The following is a 17,496-nucleotide window of genomic DNA, read 5'->3' as shown; positions in this document are numbered from 1 at the left end:
CGTCGAATCGACGAAAATACCTCAATTCCTGCCCGGATCGGCGCTGCCAAACGACGATCCACTGCCGTTAATGTGACGGGAACGCCACCGCTTCAGGAGATGCGCATGTCTGTCCTTGCCCCGCTCGCCCCGCTGCGTGCCCACGCCGGCCGCCGCCTGACCGCCGGCCTGGACGATGCCACCATCGAACGCCTGGCCACCGACCACCCCACCCTGCGCCAGGCCATCGAGGCCGCCGGGAGCGAATACGCGCTGGTGCAGGCCGAGGTCGCCGACCTACTGGACCTGGACGAAGACGCACAGATCAGCGCGGTGCAGGACGGCTTCATCAATTTCTACGCCGACGATGCGGTAACTCCGTACGTGGCGCTGGCCGCGCGCGGCCCGTGGGTGATCACGCTCAAGGGCGCGGTGCTGTACGACGCCGGCGGCTACGGCATGCTCGGTTTCGGCCATACGCCCGAGGCGGTGCTCGACGCCATGGCGCGCCCGCAGGTGATGGCCAACGTGATGACGCCCAGCCTGGCGCAGCGCAAGCTCGACCGCGCCCTGCGTGCGGAGATCGGCCACACCCGCGGCGGCTGCCCGTTCGCGCGCTTCATGTGCCTCAACTCCGGCTCCGAAGCGGTGGGCCTGGCCGCGCGCATCGTCGACACCAACGCCAAGCTGCACACCGATCCGGGTGCGCGCCACGCCGGCGCCACCATCAAGCGCCTGGTGGTCAAGGGCAGCTTCCACGGCCGCACCGATCGCCCGGGGCTGTATTCCGATTCCAGCCGCAAGACCTACAGCAAGTACCTGGCCAGCTACCGCGACGAAGACTCGGTTATTGCGATTGCGCCGTACGACATCGCGGCACTGCAGCACGCCTTTGACGAGGCCGCGCGCAACCACTGGTTCATCGAGGCGGTGTTCCTGGAGCCGGTGATGGGCGAAGGCGACCCGGGCCGTGCGCTGCCGGCGGAGTTCTACGCTGCCGCGCGCACGCTGACCCGTAACCACGGCAGCCTGCTGCTGGTGGATTCGATCCAGGCCGGCCTGCGTGCGCACGGCGTGCTGTCGGTGGTGGATTACCCCGGTTTCGAACAGCTCGATCCGCCGGATCTGGAAACCTATTCCAAGGCGCTCAATGCCGCGCAATATCCGCTCTCGGTGCTCGCGGTGACCGAGCAGGCCGCGCAGGTGTACCGCAAGGGCACCTACGGCAACACCATGACCACCAACCCACGCGCGCTGGATGTGGCCTGCGCCACGCTGGCGCTGTTCACCCCGCAGATCCGCGACAACATCCGCCTGCGCGGTGCACAAGCACTGCGCAAACTCGAAGCGCTGCAGGCCGAGCTCGGCGGCCTGATCACCAAAGTGCAGGGCACCGGCTTGCTGTTCTCCTGCGAACTGGCACCGCACTACAAGTGCTACGGCGCCGGATCCACCGAGGAGTGGCTGCGCCACCACGGCGTCAACGTGATCCACGGCGGCGAGAATTCGCTGCGCTTCACCCCGCACTTCGGCATGGACGAAGCCGAACTCGACCTGCTGGTGGGGCTGATCGCCAAAGCACTCAAGGAAGGCCCGCGGCAGGCACGGGCCGAGGCAGCTTGAGGACTGAGCGAGCAGGTTGAGTGCTGGTGAGGTGACATGCCGCCAGCACCGTGCAACTGGTGCTGGCGGCATGTGAAACGCGCCGAGCAGTGGATCTGGCACCGCCTGATGGCGATGCGTCGTGGGGCGTTCGTCAGTCTCGCTGGTTCTCTGCACCGCGACAGCCATACGACAAAACAGTTGCGGCGACCCACCCATGAGGTCGCCGCAACTGTTTTTACAAACGTAAAACGCCAGTAAGCCGCTTGGACTTCATCAGATAGGCACAGCACTCAACTTCCGGCGCAGGTAGTTGGTAACGGCGCGGCGCGGCGACTTGCCGCGCCACGACGCCCAGCACAGATGCGAACCAACTGCCGTGGCGCCGCCGCGGTGACCAAGCCCGAACCAGGTGCGGTCGGGATGGAACGCATCGCGCGCCGGGAACACGATGCCCGCGAACTGCGCACCATTGGCGTTATAGAACCGCGTCATTCCACGTGGGCCGGACATCATCGGGATCTGCCGATGGTCCTCCAGCAACTCCGGCGCGTGCGCGCTGAAGATGTGCTCGATGAACGCCCGCCAGAATGGATGGCCCGCCTCCGAGCCAAACACCGCGTTGCCGATCTTGAACGCCGCATTGTCTGGCGCGCCCTCTTCCACGGGCAGCACGCAGGCCTGGGTCAAGACATCCGGGCCGAGCGTGCGCAGCAATTTATAGTCGGTATCGAAGTAGAAACCGCCGTAGACGTGCATGTAGGCACAGCGTGCGATGTCGGCCTTCATGACGCCGAAGCGGATGGCTTCAAAGCGATCGGCCAGTTCCGGAAATGCGCTGCGCATCAGCGCGGAATTGTCGGCGTCGTCCCAGACATTGCAGGTCCAGCCAGGAAGAAGACGTTGCAGCCGGGCCTGGACGCGGCGCTCTTCCCACATCAGGTGCTTGGTGGGTGCGGTCAGATGGAACACATGCGGAATCATGTGGGCTCTCACGAGTGGGGGGCGCTGCCCTCACATCAGCCCGGATCACCTCGGGCCACAGAGTCAGCCCGGGTGATTTTAATCACACCCATAGTGTGACGCAGTTATCTTTTATAAAGATCGCAACGCCGCTTCGCGTTGGTGCTGAATCGGTCAGGCCGCAGTTACTTACGGGTCATTCCCAACACCGATCCGCCCGCCCCTTGAGCGTGGCACTGCGCGGGCAATCGCGTGGCGCAATCCGGCCCGCCTCGTGCTCGATCAACTGCTTGGACCCATCTGCGCGGCGTTGCAGCTCGAACGCATCGTAGAGGCGTCCGGTCGCCGTGCGCGACTCGTAGACGAGCTTCTGTTGATCGATGCGCAGCACCTGATACAGCTGGGTGTCTTCGCCCACCGGGCGCATGGTCTTGCGCGCCATGTCCGAGAGCCGGTACTGCTTGGGGCCGGCCACCGACACCACGAACACCGGCGTTGGCCGGCCGCCGTCATCGCCGCGCCGGCCGTAGGTGTGGTCATGGCCCTGCAGCACCAGGTCGACCTTGTGGCGGCGGATCACCGGCAACACCTGCTCGACCAGCTTTTGGTTCTCGCGGTCGGCACGCGGCGAAAAGAACGGCTGATGGATCAGCACGATCGACCAGGGATGCGGGTTGTCGGCAAGCACGCCATCCAGCCACTGCGCCTGTGCCTGCCCGGTGCCCAGATCCAGCGCCGAGGTGCCATCGAGCACTGCGATGCGCACGCCCTGGTAATCGAACCAGTAACTGGTGCGCGCGGTGGCGGCCGGGCCGTTGCGCGGCAGCGCGAAGGTCACCGGCCAATGGCCGCCGAGCACGCGCGTAGCCTGCGGGGTGTCTTCGGCGTCTTCGTGATATTCGTGATTGCCCGGTGCCGGCGCCACCGCGGTGCCTTCCAGCAACCAGCGCCCGGCTTCGAACCATTCGGCCCATTCGTTGTCGTCCTGGCCGTCCTTGCCGCTGACCAGATCGCCGGCGAACAACGCCAGCCGCGCCTCCGGTGCCGAGCGCCAGGCCTGACGGATCACCCGCGACACCAGGCTGAGATTCTTGTTCTGCGTATCGCCGAAATACAGCAGCGTCAGCGGGGTGCCGGGCGTGGCTGCGGTACGGAAGTGATTCCACGCGCCCCAGGTGCCCTGGCCCTGCACGCGATACGCGTAGAGCGTGTCCGGCGTGAGTCCGTCGATGTCGGCGCGGTGATGATGCGAGGCGCCGTTTTCCGAACTCAAGGTCGCGGTCGTGGCCTGGATGCGCCGCGGCGTGCCCACATCCGGCGAATCGCCGGCTACCACCAGTTCCAGCCAGGGCGCAGTGACGCTGGCATCGGTACGCCAGGCCACTGCGAAGCCTCGCGCGGCATCCTGCGCCGGGGTGGCGACGATCCGGTCCGGGAAGCCATCGGCCACATAGTGCGTGGAGCCCAGCGGCACCTGGGTGTTCGGCTCGGCCGCCTTGTCGGCAGCCACGGCGGGCACACAGGCGAGCGCCAGCAACGCCAGCACGGCGCGTAACGAATGCTGCTTCAACGACTGCTGCATCACTGTCACGGTGCGCAGTCCTTCAAGCGCAGCGTGCGCGCGATGTCGCGCCAATCGAACGCAGCCACGGCCTGGTCGTCGTGCAGCGCGTAGAACACCCCACCCGGGAAGCGCGCATCGCCATGCTGGTCCAGCCACACGCCATCGGTATTGGCGGTCACCCGCCCGGCGAACGCACCGACCGGCGCCAGGCTCTGCCGATCGAACACCTGGAACACGCTGCGGTCCTTGAACTGGTCGGTGGCAATCCAGTAGCCGCTGCCGTCGGCGCACTGCAGCAAGGTCATGCCTTCGGCCTGCGCCTTGAACAAGCCCGTGCCCACATTGCGGCCGCGATAGCGGCCATCCATGCCGTACTCACGCAACTGCGTGCCTACCGCGACATCTTCCTCGGCAATCATCAGGCGCGCGTTGGCCTCGTCGCCAAAGACCGATTCGGCAATGCGCACCGCACCGGCCTCGGTGGTATCGCCAAAGCTCTGCGTCAGCGTGGCGTTCCAGCCCTGCCCTGCGGTCTGCAGCTGATAGCGGCGGAAACGCTGGCCAAGCTCGGCCAACGGCGGCGGTGTGTCCTTGTTGGCCGGCGACATGTAGTTGTCGCTGACCACCACCTCGTAGCCGCCGTTGTGCTTGCGCACCCACAGCCCGTACGGTTCGCGCAGTTCGTCCTGGCCGAAGGCGGCCAACGGCTTGAAGTCCGGCAGCGAGAACACCTGCACGCGGCGATTGTCGCGCTCCACCACGAACACCAGATCGTCGACCACCGAGATCCCGTTGGGACGATCCAGCTTGCCCGGCGCCTTGCCCTTACCGCCCACCACGCGCAACCGCTTGCCGCTGTCGCCATCGAACACCACCAGCGCATGCGTGGCCTTGGCGGTGGCGATCAGCCAGCGGCTACCATCCGGCGCAATCCAGCTGGCCGGCGAATCCAGGTTGTCGGCGGGCGTCAGCGCAGTGATGAAGGCCTCCGGCACCACCTGATGCGCGACCTTGGACTCGCTGAGCAAAGGGTCTTGCAGCAGCGCTTCGTCGGCTTCGCGGTCGGCTGGCGCGCTGGCGCAACCGGCCAACGCCGCCGCAGCGGCGAGCACTGTGGTCTGCAGGATGTGGCGCGCGGCCATCACAGCGCCACCTTCAGGCCGAGCGCATAGGTGCGGCCGTACTCTTCGTTCTGCAGCGTGCGCGAGGGCACGCCCTGGTACAGCTCCAACGGCTCGTCGAGCAGGTTCTGCGCTTCCAGATACAGGCTGACGTGGCTGTTGAACTGATAGCTCATGCTGACATCCAGTTGGGTGTGTGGCGCGACATAGATATCGTACGCGCGGCTCTGGCCGATGGTGTCCAGGTATTCGCTGCGATACACAGCCGCCACGCGCGCACTGAAGCCATACTTTTCATAGCCCAGATGGCCGCTGTAGATGCGCTTGGACGAGCGCGGCAGCATGAAGTCGTCGCCGGCGCGATTGCTCAGGCCCGGGTCGAAGTCGCTGTCCAGGGCGGTGGCGCTGGCACCGACCAACAAGCCGTTCCAGCCTTCGGGCAGGAAGTCCAGCGTCTGCTGCCAGTTGAACTCGGCGCCGCGCACCTTGGCGGTGTCGCCATTGATCGAGCGCGTCACCTGCAGGCCCGGGAATTCGGCATCGGTGGTGCTGAGGGTCTGCACGATGTAATCGTCGATCGACTTGTTGAACACCCCCAGCGACACCAGCCCGGTGCTGCCGATGTATTTTTCGAACGACAGATCCAGATTGGTGGAGCGGTACGGGTTGAGGTCCGGGTTGCCGATGCTCACTTCTTCATCGCCGCGGTTGATGCTCACGCGCGGCGACACATCGCCGAACGACGGGCGCGACAGGGTCTTGTTGGCTGCAAAGCGCAGCACCCAATCGTTGCCGCTGTCGTAGCGCAGGTGCAGGCCCGGCAACACATTGGTGTAGCTGCTGGACGCCTCGCGCGGCGTGACCGTGGCGGTGCGGCCGTTTTCGGCCACGTCCACCTGGTTGCCGGTGGCGTTGAACTGCGTGTTTTCCACGCGGACACCGGCAATCATGCGCAGCGCACCGATGTCCCAGGTGCCCATGGCATAGGTGGCGAAGACGTCTTCGGTGGCGGTGTAGTCGTCCTGCAGCGAGACCTGCTGGTTGCCGCCCACGTCCTGCGGACGTGCGCTGTACAACCCACCCGACGCGCGCCAGTAGCGGCGCATGCCGTCCGAGCCGATGCTTTCGCCCAGCGTGCCGCCGCGGTGCTCCGGTGCGGCGGTGGTCCAGCTGCTCAGATCGATCGCCGGGCCACGCCGCAGCTCCTGTTCGTTGACGTCCACATCGCGCTCGCGCCAGCGACCGAGCACACCCATCTTCAGGCTGGAATGTTCGCCGTCGAAGCGCACATTGACCTGCGCGCTGTGCTCGCTGTCGTCCACCGTCTTGGGCGACACGACAAAGCGGTCGAACACGAAGTCCTGGTTGCTCTGCCATCCGTTGTCAGAAAACCCCAGCCGCGGGATGCCGCTGCGCTGGTCCACGGTGGCCGACAGGTCGTCGCCGTCGTAGTCAAAGCGCGCTTCCATTTCGTCGTTTACGCGTTCGGTGGTCTTGGTGTAGCCCACCTTGTAGTCCACCGTTGCAGCGCTCAGGCGGTTTTCGCCACCGATGCTGATCGCCGTGTTGTCTTCCTTCTTGGTGCGGTAGCGCACCCGCTTGGAGATGCTGTCCGCTGGCAGGTCGGCCACGTCGTAGGTGCCATCGCCGTTGGCGCTGACCTCCCCATCGGCCAGGCCGAAGATGGTGCGCTGACGTGTTTCGGCATCGTCGAAACGGCTGTACAGCGAGCGCAGGTAGTAGCGGTTGTCGGCGTCCGGGCGCCAGTCCAGATTGAGGTTGGCGCCCATGCGGGTGCGCTCGATGAAGTACTTGCGACGCTGCACTTCGCCGGCGAACAGGTCATCGGCAGCGCCACCGTCGAAGCTGTCGTACGCCACTTCAGTGTTATCGGATTCGAACTCACGGTCCTGATAGTTCACACCCACCGCCACACCGAAGGTGCCGTTATAGATGTCGCTATAATTGAACGCGCCCTTGGGGCTGGTCTTGCCCGACAGCGACTGGTGGCTGCCTTCGATCGACCCGCGCAGGGTGCGCCCGTCGCGATCGAACGCCGAGGTGGATTCCACCTGGATGGCGCCGCCGATCGAATCGCCCGGCATGTCCGGCGTGGGCGACTTCACGACCTTCAAGCGCTCGGTGGAATCGGACGGAATCACGTCCAGCGGCGCCGAGCGTGTACCGTCTTCCGGCGTGCCCATGCTCATGCCGTCGATGGTCACGCTGTTGAGCGACGAATCCAGGCCGCGGATCACCACAAAGCGCCCCTCTCCCTGGTCGCGGGTGACGCTGACACCGGGCAGGCGCTGCAAGGATTCTGCAACATTCTTGTCGGGGTAGCGGCCCATCGCATCGGAGGCCACCGCATCCTGGATCGCATCGGAAGCACGCTTGAGATCGACTGCGCGCTCCTGCGCTTCCAGCTGCGGCCGCACTTCCAGCCGCTCCAGGTCGATTGCCGCCGCGCCGCTGGCTGCACCGGTCGCGACCGCCTCTTCTGCCGCCTGTGCCAGCGGGCTCCACGCGACCGAAGCCAACGTCAGCGTGATCGCCATGCAGAGCGGAGTCTTGTTCAACACGAGTGCTTCCCCAATCGGTTAAGAATGGGTGTGCACACTATGTCTGCGACGTTTCACCGACATGACATATGCGAGCACCATCACAGGCCCTGTGTGGCGACGCTGCGGCCGGCTGCGGCACACTGTGGGCCTCTCCCGCACGCTGCCGCCCATGAAAATCGTCGAAGTCCGTCACCCCCTGGTCCAGCACAAGATCGGCCTGCTGCGTGACGCAGCGTTGAGCACCAAGGGCTTCCGCGAACTGGTGACCGAGCTGGGCACCCTGCTGGCCTACGAGGCAACGGCCAATCTGGACACCGAATCGCACGTGCAGCCGGGCTGGGCCGGGCCGGTGGAAGTGCAACGCATCGCTGGCGCCAAGATCACCCTGGTACCAATCCTGCGCGCCGGCTTGGGGATGTTGCCGGGCGTGCTGGCACTGATTCCCGCCGCGCGCGTCAGCGTGGTCGGCCTGCAGCGCGATGAAGAAACCCTGCAACCGGTGCCGTATTTCGAGCGCCTCACCGGCCGCCTGGAAGAACGCGATGCGCTGATCCTGGACCCGATGCTGGCCACCGGCGGCACGCTGATCGCCACCATCGACATGCTCAAGCGCGCTGGCGCACGGCGCATCAAGGGCATCTTCCTGGTCGCCGCACCCGAAGGGCTGAAAGCGCTGGAAGCGGTACACCCGGACGTGGAAGTCTATACCGCCGCCATCGACGATCACCTCAACGAAAAAGGCTACATCCTGCCCGGCCTGGGCGATGCCGGCGACCGGATCTTCGGCACGCGGGTGGAGTGAGCTTTCCAGCTGAAGTGAGTTTCCCGGCTGAGATGAGCGTCCCAAGCGTCCAGATCAAGAACCGACGCGCGCTGCACTCTCCGACCGCGCTGCAACCGCGCCGATAAGATGAATCGGCGGCTTTAAGCCCCTCTCCTACGGGAGAGGGGTTGGGGTGAGGGTACGGCAAGCGATGCTGGCGGCGATTCACTTCTGCCGACGCGTAGCGACGCGTTTGTCATGTCAGGCATCGGCATTTCGCTGAGGCGCCACTCATCCGGCGCTATGCGCCACCTTCTCTCGACGGGAGAAGGAAAAACCGCGTCGACGCGCTGAAGCCTGCCTCAGCGGGTCGACGCCTCGATCGCCGCACTTACATACACCAGCGGCGCATTCCAGTTGATCGCTACCTCGTTTGTCGCGTAGCTGCAGGTGTTGTCCAGATACGACAGCGCGGCCAGCTTGGACGGATACGCCACCTTGCAGTCTTTCGCGTCCTGCTGGCCCGGCTGCGGGCCACCGGCCAGCCAGCCCGGCACGGGCGCATCGATGCCGTCGGCTTCGGATGGGCGATGGTGGATATGCATTGGCGTGCGCTGCCCGACCCCGGTGACGAACGACAGCCCCAGCGGATTGCGCCCCAGGATGTAGTCCAGCTGCGATTGCGCCGCATCCAGATAACGACGTTGCTGCGTCACCCGGTAGCCCTGCAGCAGCATCATGGCCTGATTGAGCACCACCGCATTGCTGCCCCAGACAAAGTCGTTGTCGGCCATGGCCAACCGCCACGGCGATGCCTGCCACTGGTCGCCCAGGCGCTGCGCCAGCCCGCTGATTTCGCCTTCGATACGTGCGCGGTCGGCATGCGGCGTGAGCTGGTCACGGTGGGCGGCCAACGACATCCAGGCCAATCCACCCACGTTGCTCCACCCCGGCACGCTCGCATGTACGTTGCGCGCCAGCATGGCGTCGTAGAACGCGTCCTCGCGCGTGCTCACATAGAGCTCCGCTGCTGCCCAGGCAAATTCGTCATCTACGGTGGCGTCGTCGTAGCCGCCGGTACGCACGTCGTCAGGCTGGCGATAGATCACGTTCGGGTGTTGTTGCGCCCACGCCCAGGCACTACGCGCCGCCTTCAACATGCGCGCCGACGCGCCTGGATACTGCTTGTCGAACGGCGCATACATGCGGCTGGCAGCCGCCATCACCGCGGCGAAATCCAGCGTGGCGGCGGTGGCCTTCATCACGACATAGCGCTGCTGCTTGGCCTGGTCCGGCATCACCAGCCCATCGAACTGCTTGTCGGTGAGCTTGTGGTACACCCCGCCATCGGCCGGGTCCTGCATGGCCAGCATCCATTCCAGATTCCACCACACTTCCTGCAGGATGCCGGGCACGCCAGGCGCATCGTTGGGAATGGTGAGTGCCTGCGCCTTGAACAGCGCCGGGTAGTGCTCATACGCGGCCAGCAAGGTGTAGGTGCTGATGCCGGAATTGACGATGTACTTGTTGTAGTCGCCCGCGTCGTACCACCCCTTGGGCGCGCTGATCACGCTGTTGGCCGGGCGCGTGGCAGACGCCGCAGACGGATGGATGCGCACCTCGGTGTCCGGATGCCCGGCCGCGCGCGCGTAGCGCCCGGCAAACTGCGCCGGCAACTCGGTACTGGCACGGTTGTAGTAGAACGCCTTCAGCGAGGCATCCACGACCGGCTGGTAGGCACTCGCTGCAATCGGGAATGCATCCGAGGCCGGCATGCCGGCGATCTTCAACCGATACGTACCCGGCGTGCGCAGTGCGGAAAAGTCGGCCACGCGTGCCTGTTGCCCCGCCGGTGCCCAACTGGCCGCCGGCGACAAGCTGCCCTCCAGCACGCGAGCGCCCTTGGCATCCTCCACCGTGAAGCGGTCTGGACCGGCCGCACCGGACGCCGGCAAGCCGACCACCGCCAGCTTGGCCGAGCCCGGCAGATAGCCGAGTTGATTGACGTGGATGGTGGCGCCAGCGGCCGGCGTGGTGCCGGCAGTGCCGGTCGTGTCCGCCGCACAGGCGGCGATGGGCGATGCGATCACCATGGCGGTGAGCAGGGTCTGGAAAATGGTCATGCCACGATGGTCGCCAAATCGACGCACACCGACAAGTCCAATCCAGACATAGGCCACTGCGCCAAACCGCATTGCTGCTAGCGAAGGTGTGGCGTGCAAGCGCTTGGGCCAGCGTGGGTCCGCACTGTGCGCGGACCCACCTAAAACCTTTCGCAGCGCGGCGTTGCTGATCACTTTGCCGCTCAGAGCCGAGCCGCTGAGCAAGATCGCGCACAAGATCACGCATCAGCAAAAGCGCGCGCTTCGTCGAACGCTTCCGTCATGCCTGCTCCGCTGAACGGCGCAGGCATGCGGGACTCACCGTGCCGGCGTTGCCAACTGCACTTCGGCCTTGCCCACCGGATTGCGCGGGTCGCTACCACCGCTGAGCACGTTGCGGCGCTTGTCCCATTCCACGGTCTGGAAATTACCCCAGACGTGGCTGGAACCACGGCCGCCCTCAGCGGTGTCGCCCGGCAACTTGAGCGCGTGGCCCATTGCTTCCAGCGCCTTGGCGGTTTGCGGCGAGAACGCATTGCTCTCGGCCTCGATGACGTCCGGCAACCACTGGTGGTGATACCGCGGCAAGGCACTGACCTGCTGCGCGTCCAGGCCGGCGTCGTAACCCAGGATGCCGAGCAGCACCATGGTGATGATGCGGCTGCCGCCCGGGGTGCCGAGCACGGCGACCTTGTCGGCCGATTCCATGAAGGTGGGCGTCATCGAGCTGAGCATGCGCTTGCCCGGCTTGGGCGCGTTGGCGGCATAGCCCATCACGCCGAAGGCGTTCGGGGTGCCAGGCTTGAGCGCAAAGTCGTCCATCTCGTCGTTGAGCAGCACGCCGGTGCCCTTGGGGATCAGCCCGGAGCCGTACAGCAGGTTCACCGTCTGGGTGGCGCCCACGCGGTTGCCTTCGCCATCGATGATGGAAAAGTGCGTGGTCTCGTCGTCTTCCAGCGGCGTCGGGTTGCCCGACAGCAGGTTGCTCGGCGTGGCCTTGTCCGGATTGATGGTGGCACGCAGGCCCTGCGCGTAATCCTTGCTGGTCAGCACGCGCTGCGGCACATCGACAAAGTCCGGGTCGCCCAGGAAAAAGGTGCGGTCACGGTAGGCGCGGCGCATCGCTTCCACCACCAGATGGGTGCGGTGCGCGTCGTCGAGCGTGTTCAAGTCCCAGCCTTCCAGGATCTGCAGCATCGCCGCGAGTGCAATGCCGCCGGAAGACGGCGGCGGCGCGGTGGTGACCTTCCAGCCGCGGTAATCGAACTGGATCGGCGTGCGCTCCTTGACCTGATACCCGGCCAGTTCGGCAGCGGTCCAGCGCCCACCGGCCTGCTTGACGCCGGCCAGCAGTTTCTTGGCGGTCTCGCCCTTGTAGAAACCGTCAAAGCCCTTGTCGCCCAGCAGCGTCAGGGTGTGCGCGAGCTCGGGCTGCTTGAAGATGTCGCCTTCGGCAATGGGTTTTCCGCCGCGCAAGTAAACCTCGCGCGTGCCGGGGTAGCGCTCCATCACTTCGCGCCGCGAGGCGTAGCCCTTGGCCATGCGCGCATACACCGGGAAGCCGTCGATAGCGATGCGGATCGCCGGTGCCAGCGATTGCGTGAGCGGCAGCCGGCCGTGCTTGGCCGCCAGTTCCACCAGCGCTGCCGGCAAACCGGGGATGCCGGCCGACCACGGGCCGTTGACCGAGCGGTCGCGGTCCAGCCCGCCGTTCTTGTCCAGGAATTGCGCGGAGGTGGCGGACTCCGGCGCGTACTCGCGCGCGTCCAGCATCACATCCTTGCCGGTCTTGGCGTCGTGCAACAGGAAGAACCCGCCGCCGCCCAGCCCCGAGCTGATTGGCTCGACCACCGCCAGCGTGGACGACACTGCGATCGCCGCATCGAAGGCATTGCCGCCTTCGCGCAGGATCTGCAGCCCGGCAGCGGTGGCCAGCGCGTGGCCACTGGCCACCGCCGCACCCGGCGGATGCGTGGTGGTGCCGGCGGGCGGCGGCGTGGCCGCTGCGGCGTCGGGCTGGGCCGCCCACGCGGCTGGGGCGACCACGAAGGCCAGCAACAACAGGCCACGCGGGAACAAGCGTCGGGGGGAAGTGATCACGGGGCGGGAGGCTCCTGTTCGTACAGTTCGGGATGATCGCGCTGCAGCTGGATGAGCTTGGCCAGCAATTGATCATGTGTTTCCGGGATCGCCGGGTCCGGGTCGATGCATTCGACCGGGCACACCACCACACACTGCGCCTCGTCGAAATGGCCGACACATTCGGTGCAACGCGCCGGATCGATCACATAGATGGTTTCGCCCATCGAGATGGCCTGATTCGGGCACGCCGGCTCGCAGACGTCGCAGTTGACGCACAGCTCGTTGATCTTCAGCGACATGTGGAGGCCACCTGCGGGGCCAGGCCCAGGCGAAGCAGCTGCTCACGCGCGACGGCGCGGGCACTGCGATGGACGCCGCCGGTGGCGGTGTCGGGGAACGGCCCCGAAGGGCCGACCCGGATGGAGTGCAACGTCAGCAGCATGGTGCGTTTCCACGCCGCGGCCGGATGCGCCCTCCCGCGCACCCGGCCTGGTACGGCATTACTTGGCTTCAACGAAGATGTATTCCGCGCCCTTGGGCTGGATGATGGTCTGCACGCGCGCGTTCTCGGCGGCATTGCCGATGAACAACACGCGCACGCCCTTCATCGAATCCGGCTGCACGTCCTTGAACGCGGCCTCGATCAGGTCGGCCATCTTGGTGGAGGCCGACGAACCGAAGGCCAGCATGTTGCCCGGCTGCACGCCACGGGCCAGCGCGGTCTTGACGCTTTCCAGCTGACGCTCGTAGCTGCCGGCGAACTCGGCATCGGATTCCGGCGGCAAGTAGTACAGGAACGGGCTATTGGTGGTGGTGCCCAGGTTCTGGCCAACCACTTCCTGCAGGTACTTCTTCCAGCCGGCGTTGTCGTCCTTGGCCGGAGCGGTCAGCGCAGCCGGAGCGGCAGCGGCGGTCGGTGCCGGCTCTTCCTTCTTGCAGGCGGTGACGGCCAGAGCGGCGATCGAAGCGAGCGCCAGCGCGCGCATGGTGTGTTTCATGAAACTCCTCCCTTTGAAAAGCGTGTGGTGGTGTTGACTGCTAAGACGGTTCAGACCTGGGCGCGCGATTCACGCACCTGGCGCAAGGCATCGACGACCGACGCCGGAACGAAGCCGGACACATCCCCGCCCAGCCGCGCGATTTCGCGCACCAGCGAAGACGAGATGAAGCTGTACTGCTCGGCCGGGGTGAGGAACAGCGTTTCCACCTCCGGGATCAGATGGCGATTCATGCTGGCCATCTGGAATTCGTATTCGAAATCGGACACCGCACGCAGGCCGCGCAGCAGCACGCCGGCGCCCATGTCGCGCACGAAATGCGCCAGCAAGGTATCGAAACCGCGCACTTCCACATTGGCATGCGCCGCCAGGGCTTCCTGGGCGAGTTCGACGCGACGCTCCAACGGCAGCGCCGGGCCCTTGGACGGGCTGTAGGCAACGCCGACAACCACACGCTCGAACAACGGCGCGGCGCGGTTAACCAGGTCGATATGGCCATTGGTGATCGGGTCGAAGGTACCGGGATAGACAGCGGTGCGGCTGTTGGCCACGCTCATACGGAAGCTACCGGGGTCGGATCGCCGTTCAGTGTAGCAGCGGCCCGGCGATACAGCGCATAGCGCACCTCACGGGTGGCGCCCTCACGGTGCAGGTGCCAGCCCGGCGGTACCTGCGGCGGCAGCTCGGCCGGCGTTTCCAGGTACAGCCACGCCTCTGCAGCCAGATGCGGCGAGAGCCGTTCCAGCACCGGCGCCCACAGCCCGGCAGCGAATGGCGGGTCGACAAACACCAGATCCACCTGGCTGGTGGGCGCACGCTCCAGCCAGCGCAGCGCATCGTCCTGCAGCACCTGCACCTGCTCGGCGGCGCCCAGCCGGGCCACGTGCTCGCGCAGGCGTTGTGCCAGCCCGGGGTCGCGTTCGATCAGCAACGCATGCGCGGCGCCCCGCGAGACTGCCTCCAGCCCCAGCGCGCCGGAGCCGGCGAACAGGTCCAGCACGCGGGCGCCGGCCAGGCGCGGCATCAGCCAGTTGAACAGCGTTTCGCGTACGCGGTCGCTGCTGGGCCGCAACCCGGGCAGCTGTGGCACCGACAAACGCGTATTGCGCCAGCGCCCGCCCACGATGCGCACCTGCCCTTCCGCCGCGCCGCTGGCCGGCCGTGCAGCGCGGCTCATCGGCGCACGCACGTGGTCGGCTGATGAAGGCAAGGCAGCAACGGGGCGGCAGGCGTCATGGGCAGGCAATGAAAGAACCGGCGCCCATGATAGCGCTGCGGCCGCCATGGCCGCGCCGTGTTCCGGGCGGCCGCTGCATTGCTGAATCCTGCCATCAGGCCTTGAAAAATTTCGCATGCAGCCTCATCCCCCAGGCCATCGGCCGCACTGCGGCCCAGGCCACCACGGAGCACGACCACAATGACCGTTGATACCGACAAGCAGACACTGGGCTTCCAGACCGAGGTCAAGCAGCTGCTGCAGCTGATGATCCACTCGCTGTATTCCAACAAGGAAATCTTCCTGCGCGAGCTGGTGTCCAATGCCGCCGACGCCGCCGACAAGCTGCGCTTCGAAGCCTTGGTCAAGCCCGAGCTGCTGGAAGGCAGCGGCGAGCTGCGCATCCGCGTCGACTTCGACAAGGAGGCGCGCACCGTCACCATCGACGACAACGGCATCGGCATGAGCCGCGAGGACGCGGTGTCCCACCTGGGCACCATCGCCAAGTCCGGCACCGCCGACTTCCTCAAGCATCTCAGCGGCGACCAGAAGAAGGACGCCAACCTGATCGGCCAGTTCGGCGTGGGCTTCTACAGCGCCTTCATCGTTGCCGACCAGGTCGACGTGTATTCGCGCCGCGCCGGCCTGCCCGCCAGCGACGGCGTGCATTGGTCCTCGCGCGGTGAGGGCGAGTTCGAAGTCGCCAGCATCGACAAGCCCGAGCGCGGCACCCGCATCGTGCTGCACCTCAAGGACGGCGAAGAGTCCTTTGCCGATGGCTGGACCCTGCGCAACATCCTCAAGAAGTATTCCGATCACATCGGCCTGCCGATCGAAATGCGCAAGGAGCACTACGGCGAAGACGCCGACAAGCCCGAAGAACCCGAGTGGGAAGTGGTCAACCGCGCCAGCGCACTGTGGACCCGCCCCAAGTCCGAGATCAAGGACGAGGAGTACCAGGAGTTCTACAAGCACGTCGCGCACGATGCGGGCAACCCGCTGGCGTGGAGCCATAACAAGGTCGAAGGCAAGCTGGATTACACCTCGCTGCTGTTCGTACCCGGTCGCGCCCCGTTCGACCTGTACCACCGCGATTCGGCCAAGGGCCTGAAGCTGTACGTGCAGCGCGTTTTCATCATGGACCAGGCCGAACAGTTCCTGCCGCTGTACCTGCGTTTCATCAAGGGCGTGGTGGATTCGGCCGACCTGTCGCTCAATGTCTCGCGCGAGATCCTGCAGTCCGGCCCGGTGGTGGATTCGATGAAGTCCGCGCTGACCAAGCGTGCGCTGGACATGCTGGAAAAACTGGCCAAGGACAAGCCGGAGGACTACGCCACCTTCTGGCGCAACTTCGGCCAGGCGCTGAAGGAAGGCCCCGCCGAGGACTACGCCAACCGCGAAAAGGTCGCCGGCCTGCTGCGTTTCTCGTCCACCCACGACACCACCGGCGCGCAAAGCGTGGCGCTGGCCGATTACGTGGGCCGCATGACCGAAGGTCAGGACAAGCTGTACTACCTCACCGGCGAGAGCTACGCGCAGATCAAGGACAGCCCGCACCTGGAGGTGTTCCGCAAAAAGGGCATCGAAGTGCTGCTGCTCACCGACCGCATCGACGAATGGCTGATGAGCTACCTCACCGAATTCGACGGCAAGTCGTTCGTGGACGTGGCCCGCGGCGATCTGGACCTGGGCAAGTTGGATTCGGAAGAGGACAAGAAGGCGCAGGAAGAAGTCGCCAAATCCAAGGAAGGCCTGGCCTCGCGCATCAAGGCCGCCCTCGGCGACGACGTGGCCGAAGTGCGCGTCTCGCACCGCCTGACCGATTCCCCGGCGATCCTGGCCATCGGCCAAGGCGACCTGGGTCTGCAGATGCGCCAACTGCTGGAAGCCAGCGGCCAGGCCGTTCCGGAAACCAAGCCGGTGTTCGAGTTCAACCCCGCACACCCGCTGATCGAAAAGCTGGATGCGGAACAAGATATGGACCGGTTTGGCGATTTGAGCCGGGTGTTGTTCGACCAGGCTGCGCTGGCGGCAGGCGACAGCCTCAAGGACCCGGCTGGGTATGTGAAGCGGTTGAATAAGTTGCTGCTGGAGTTGTCGGCTTAAGCGGCATCAAAGTTGCGTACCGCAAAGACCGGCTTAATCGCCGGTCTTTGTGTTTTAGAGCTGGTCGTCCTGCCCAGCAACTCAAGTTCTCAGTGGCCTCTCGTTGCATCCCCTCCGACAATGGCATGACCATGGATTATTCCCGGCCACGCAAACCGACCGACAACCCGTTCATCGAATCGTTCAATGGCAGCTTCCGGGATGAGTGCCTCAACACGCACTGGTTCCTGTCGCTCGACAACCCACGGCAGAAGATCTAAAACTGGAGGGTCGATTACACTCATTTCCGGACGCACTCCTCGATCGGCGATGTCCCGCCGGCCGAGTTCGCCGCCCAATTTGCATCCCCACTCAAAGCCGAACTTTCTAGTTCTGGCTGGTCCAAGTCGCAGGGAGGAGGTCACATGAAGGTACCAACCCACTCGCGATCTGATAC

Annotated in this window: 14 protein-coding genes and 1 pseudogene; 4 read left to right on the top strand and 11 right to left on the bottom strand. The window is 65.5% G+C overall.

The window, feature by feature from the left end; all coding sequences use genetic code 11:
* Nucleotides 1-105: 105 nt before the first annotated feature.
* The gene (locus ACCQ09_RS09105) at nt 106-1,602 is read left to right on the top strand and encodes an aminotransferase class III-fold pyridoxal phosphate-dependent enzyme (protein WP_040942292.1); all 1,497 of its coding nucleotides are present in this window, start codon (nt 106-108) and stop codon (nt 1,600-1,602) included.
* A 255-nt stretch (nt 1,603-1,857) separates the two neighbouring features.
* On the opposite strand, the gene ACCQ09_RS09100 is transcribed toward ACCQ09_RS09105, so the two are convergent.
* The 4 genes from ACCQ09_RS09100 to ACCQ09_RS09085 all read right to left on the bottom strand — a co-directional run bounded on the left by ACCQ09_RS09100 (nt 1,858) and on the right by ACCQ09_RS09085 (nt 7,811).
* Entirely contained in the window at nt 1,858-2,565 is a 708-nt protein-coding gene (locus tag ACCQ09_RS09100; RefSeq protein WP_040941147.1) for a glycosyltransferase family 32 protein, read from the bottom strand.
* 175 nt (nt 2,566-2,740) lie between these two features.
* On the bottom strand, nt 2,741-4,126 hold the full coding sequence (locus ACCQ09_RS09095) for a purple acid phosphatase family protein (RefSeq protein ID WP_076037644.1): 1,386 nt from the start codon (nt 4,124-4,126) through the stop codon (nt 2,741-2,743).
* A 5-nt stretch (nt 4,127-4,131) separates the two neighbouring features.
* Nucleotides 4,132-5,250 (bottom strand): phytase, encoded by a 1,119-nt coding sequence (locus tag ACCQ09_RS09090; protein WP_076037643.1) that lies wholly within the window; start codon nt 5,248-5,250, stop codon nt 4,132-4,134.
* Nucleotides 5,250-7,811, bottom strand: coding sequence for a TonB-dependent receptor (locus ACCQ09_RS09085; RefSeq protein ID WP_040941144.1), 2,562 nt, complete (start codon nt 7,809-7,811; stop codon nt 5,250-5,252). The genes ACCQ09_RS09090 and ACCQ09_RS09085 overlap by 1 nt, the downstream gene beginning before the upstream one ends.
* 151 nt (nt 7,812-7,962) lie before the next feature.
* On the opposite strand from ACCQ09_RS09085, the gene upp reads away from it, so the two are divergent.
* Nucleotides 7,963-8,595, top strand: a complete 633-nt coding sequence (upp, locus tag ACCQ09_RS09080) for a uracil phosphoribosyltransferase (RefSeq protein WP_011037528.1) — start codon at nt 7,963-7,965, stop codon at nt 8,593-8,595.
* A 323-nt stretch (nt 8,596-8,918) separates the two neighbouring features.
* Here upp and ACCQ09_RS09075 read toward each other — a convergent pair whose 3' ends face one another.
* The 7 genes from ACCQ09_RS09075 to rsmD all read right to left on the bottom strand — a co-directional run bounded on the left by ACCQ09_RS09075 (nt 8,919) and on the right by rsmD (nt 14,915).
* Nucleotides 8,919-10,679 (bottom strand): glycoside hydrolase family 9 protein, encoded by a 1,761-nt coding sequence (locus tag ACCQ09_RS09075; protein ID WP_040941143.1) that lies wholly within the window; start codon nt 10,677-10,679, stop codon nt 8,919-8,921.
* Nucleotides 10,680-10,976: 297 nt separating this feature from the next.
* A complete protein-coding gene (gene ggt / locus ACCQ09_RS09070) occupies nt 10,977-12,758 on the bottom strand; it encodes a gamma-glutamyltransferase (protein ID WP_040941142.1) in 1,782 nt (593 codons plus the stop codon).
* Nucleotides 12,755-13,039, bottom strand: a complete 285-nt coding sequence (locus ACCQ09_RS09065; protein ID WP_011037531.1) for a YfhL family 4Fe-4S dicluster ferredoxin — start codon at nt 13,037-13,039, stop codon at nt 12,755-12,757. The genes ggt and ACCQ09_RS09065 overlap by 4 nt, the downstream gene beginning before the upstream one ends.
* Entirely contained in the window at nt 13,030-13,182 is a 153-nt protein-coding gene (locus tag ACCQ09_RS09060) for a hypothetical protein (RefSeq protein WP_162866375.1), read from the bottom strand. The genes ACCQ09_RS09065 and ACCQ09_RS09060 overlap by 10 nt, the downstream gene beginning before the upstream one ends.
* A gap of 58 nt (nt 13,183-13,240) precedes the next feature.
* Nucleotides 13,241-13,738, bottom strand: coding sequence for a hypothetical protein (locus tag ACCQ09_RS09055; RefSeq protein ID WP_014508077.1), 498 nt, complete (start codon nt 13,736-13,738; stop codon nt 13,241-13,243).
* A 50-nt stretch (nt 13,739-13,788) separates the two neighbouring features.
* On the bottom strand, nt 13,789-14,295 hold the full coding sequence (coaD, locus tag ACCQ09_RS09050; RefSeq protein ID WP_011037533.1) for a pantetheine-phosphate adenylyltransferase: 507 nt from the start codon (nt 14,293-14,295) through the stop codon (nt 13,789-13,791).
* Nucleotides 14,292-14,915, bottom strand: a complete 624-nt coding sequence (rsmD, locus tag ACCQ09_RS09045) for a 16S rRNA (guanine(966)-N(2))-methyltransferase RsmD (RefSeq protein ID WP_014508078.1) — start codon at nt 14,913-14,915, stop codon at nt 14,292-14,294. Before rsmD ends, coaD begins: the two co-directional genes overlap by 4 nt.
* Before the next feature lie 240 nt (nt 14,916-15,155).
* Here rsmD and htpG point away from each other — a divergent pair, with 240 nt between their 5' ends.
* Together htpG and ACCQ09_RS09035 are read left to right on the top strand one after the other, a co-directional pair.
* Nucleotides 15,156-17,060 (top strand): molecular chaperone HtpG, encoded by a 1,905-nt coding sequence (htpG, locus tag ACCQ09_RS09040; protein ID WP_040941141.1) that lies wholly within the window; start codon nt 15,156-15,158, stop codon nt 17,058-17,060.
* Between the two features lie 122 nt (nt 17,061-17,182).
* Nucleotides 17,183-17,404: pseudogene (locus ACCQ09_RS09035) on the top strand (integrase core domain-containing protein); the annotation flags it as partial.
* Nucleotides 17,405-17,496: the final 92 nt, after the last annotated feature.

The organism is Xanthomonas sp. NCPPB 2586, from assembly GCF_041475775.2.
Taxonomy (GTDB): Bacteria; Pseudomonadota; Gammaproteobacteria; order Xanthomonadales; family Xanthomonadaceae; genus Xanthomonas; species Xanthomonas campestris.
Note: the sequence above shows the minus strand (reverse complement) of the source record. Positions and strands in the feature narration are given on the sequence as shown.

What these genes read in the sequence shown, in the direction of transcription:
- ACCQ09_RS09105 (WP_040942292.1), top strand. Translation starts at nt 106, where the DNA reads ATGTCTGTCCTTGCCCCGCTCGCCCCGCTGCGTGCCCACGCCGGCCGC.
- ACCQ09_RS09100 (WP_040941147.1), bottom strand. Translation starts at nt 2,565, where the DNA reads ATGATTCCGCATGTGTTCCATCTGACCGCACCCACCAAGCACCTGATG.
- ACCQ09_RS09095 (WP_076037644.1), bottom strand. Translation starts at nt 4,126, where the DNA reads ATGCAGCAGTCGTTGAAGCAGCATTCGTTACGCGCCGTGCTGGCGTTG.
- ACCQ09_RS09090 (WP_076037643.1), bottom strand. Translation starts at nt 5,250, where the DNA reads ATGGCCGCGCGCCACATCCTGCAGACCACAGTGCTCGCCGCTGCGGCG.
- upp (WP_011037528.1), top strand. Translation starts at nt 7,963, where the DNA reads ATGAAAATCGTCGAAGTCCGTCACCCCCTGGTCCAGCACAAGATCGGC.
- ACCQ09_RS09075 (WP_040941143.1), bottom strand. Translation starts at nt 10,679, where the DNA reads ATGACCATTTTCCAGACCCTGCTCACCGCCATGGTGATCGCATCGCCC.
- ACCQ09_RS09065 (WP_011037531.1), bottom strand. Translation starts at nt 13,039, where the DNA reads ATGTCGCTGAAGATCAACGAGCTGTGCGTCAACTGCGACGTCTGCGAG.
- ACCQ09_RS09060 (WP_162866375.1), bottom strand. Translation starts at nt 13,182, where the DNA reads ATGCTGCTGACGTTGCACTCCATCCGGGTCGGCCCTTCGGGGCCGTTC.
- ACCQ09_RS09055 (WP_014508077.1), bottom strand. Translation starts at nt 13,738, where the DNA reads ATGAAACACACCATGCGCGCGCTGGCGCTCGCTTCGATCGCCGCTCTG.
- coaD (WP_011037533.1), bottom strand. Translation starts at nt 14,295, where the DNA reads ATGAGCGTGGCCAACAGCCGCACCGCTGTCTATCCCGGTACCTTCGAC.
- rsmD (WP_014508078.1), bottom strand. Translation starts at nt 14,915, where the DNA reads ATGAGCCGCGCTGCACGGCCGGCCAGCGGCGCGGCGGAAGGGCAGGTG.
- htpG (WP_040941141.1), top strand. Translation starts at nt 15,156, where the DNA reads ATGACCGTTGATACCGACAAGCAGACACTGGGCTTCCAGACCGAGGTC.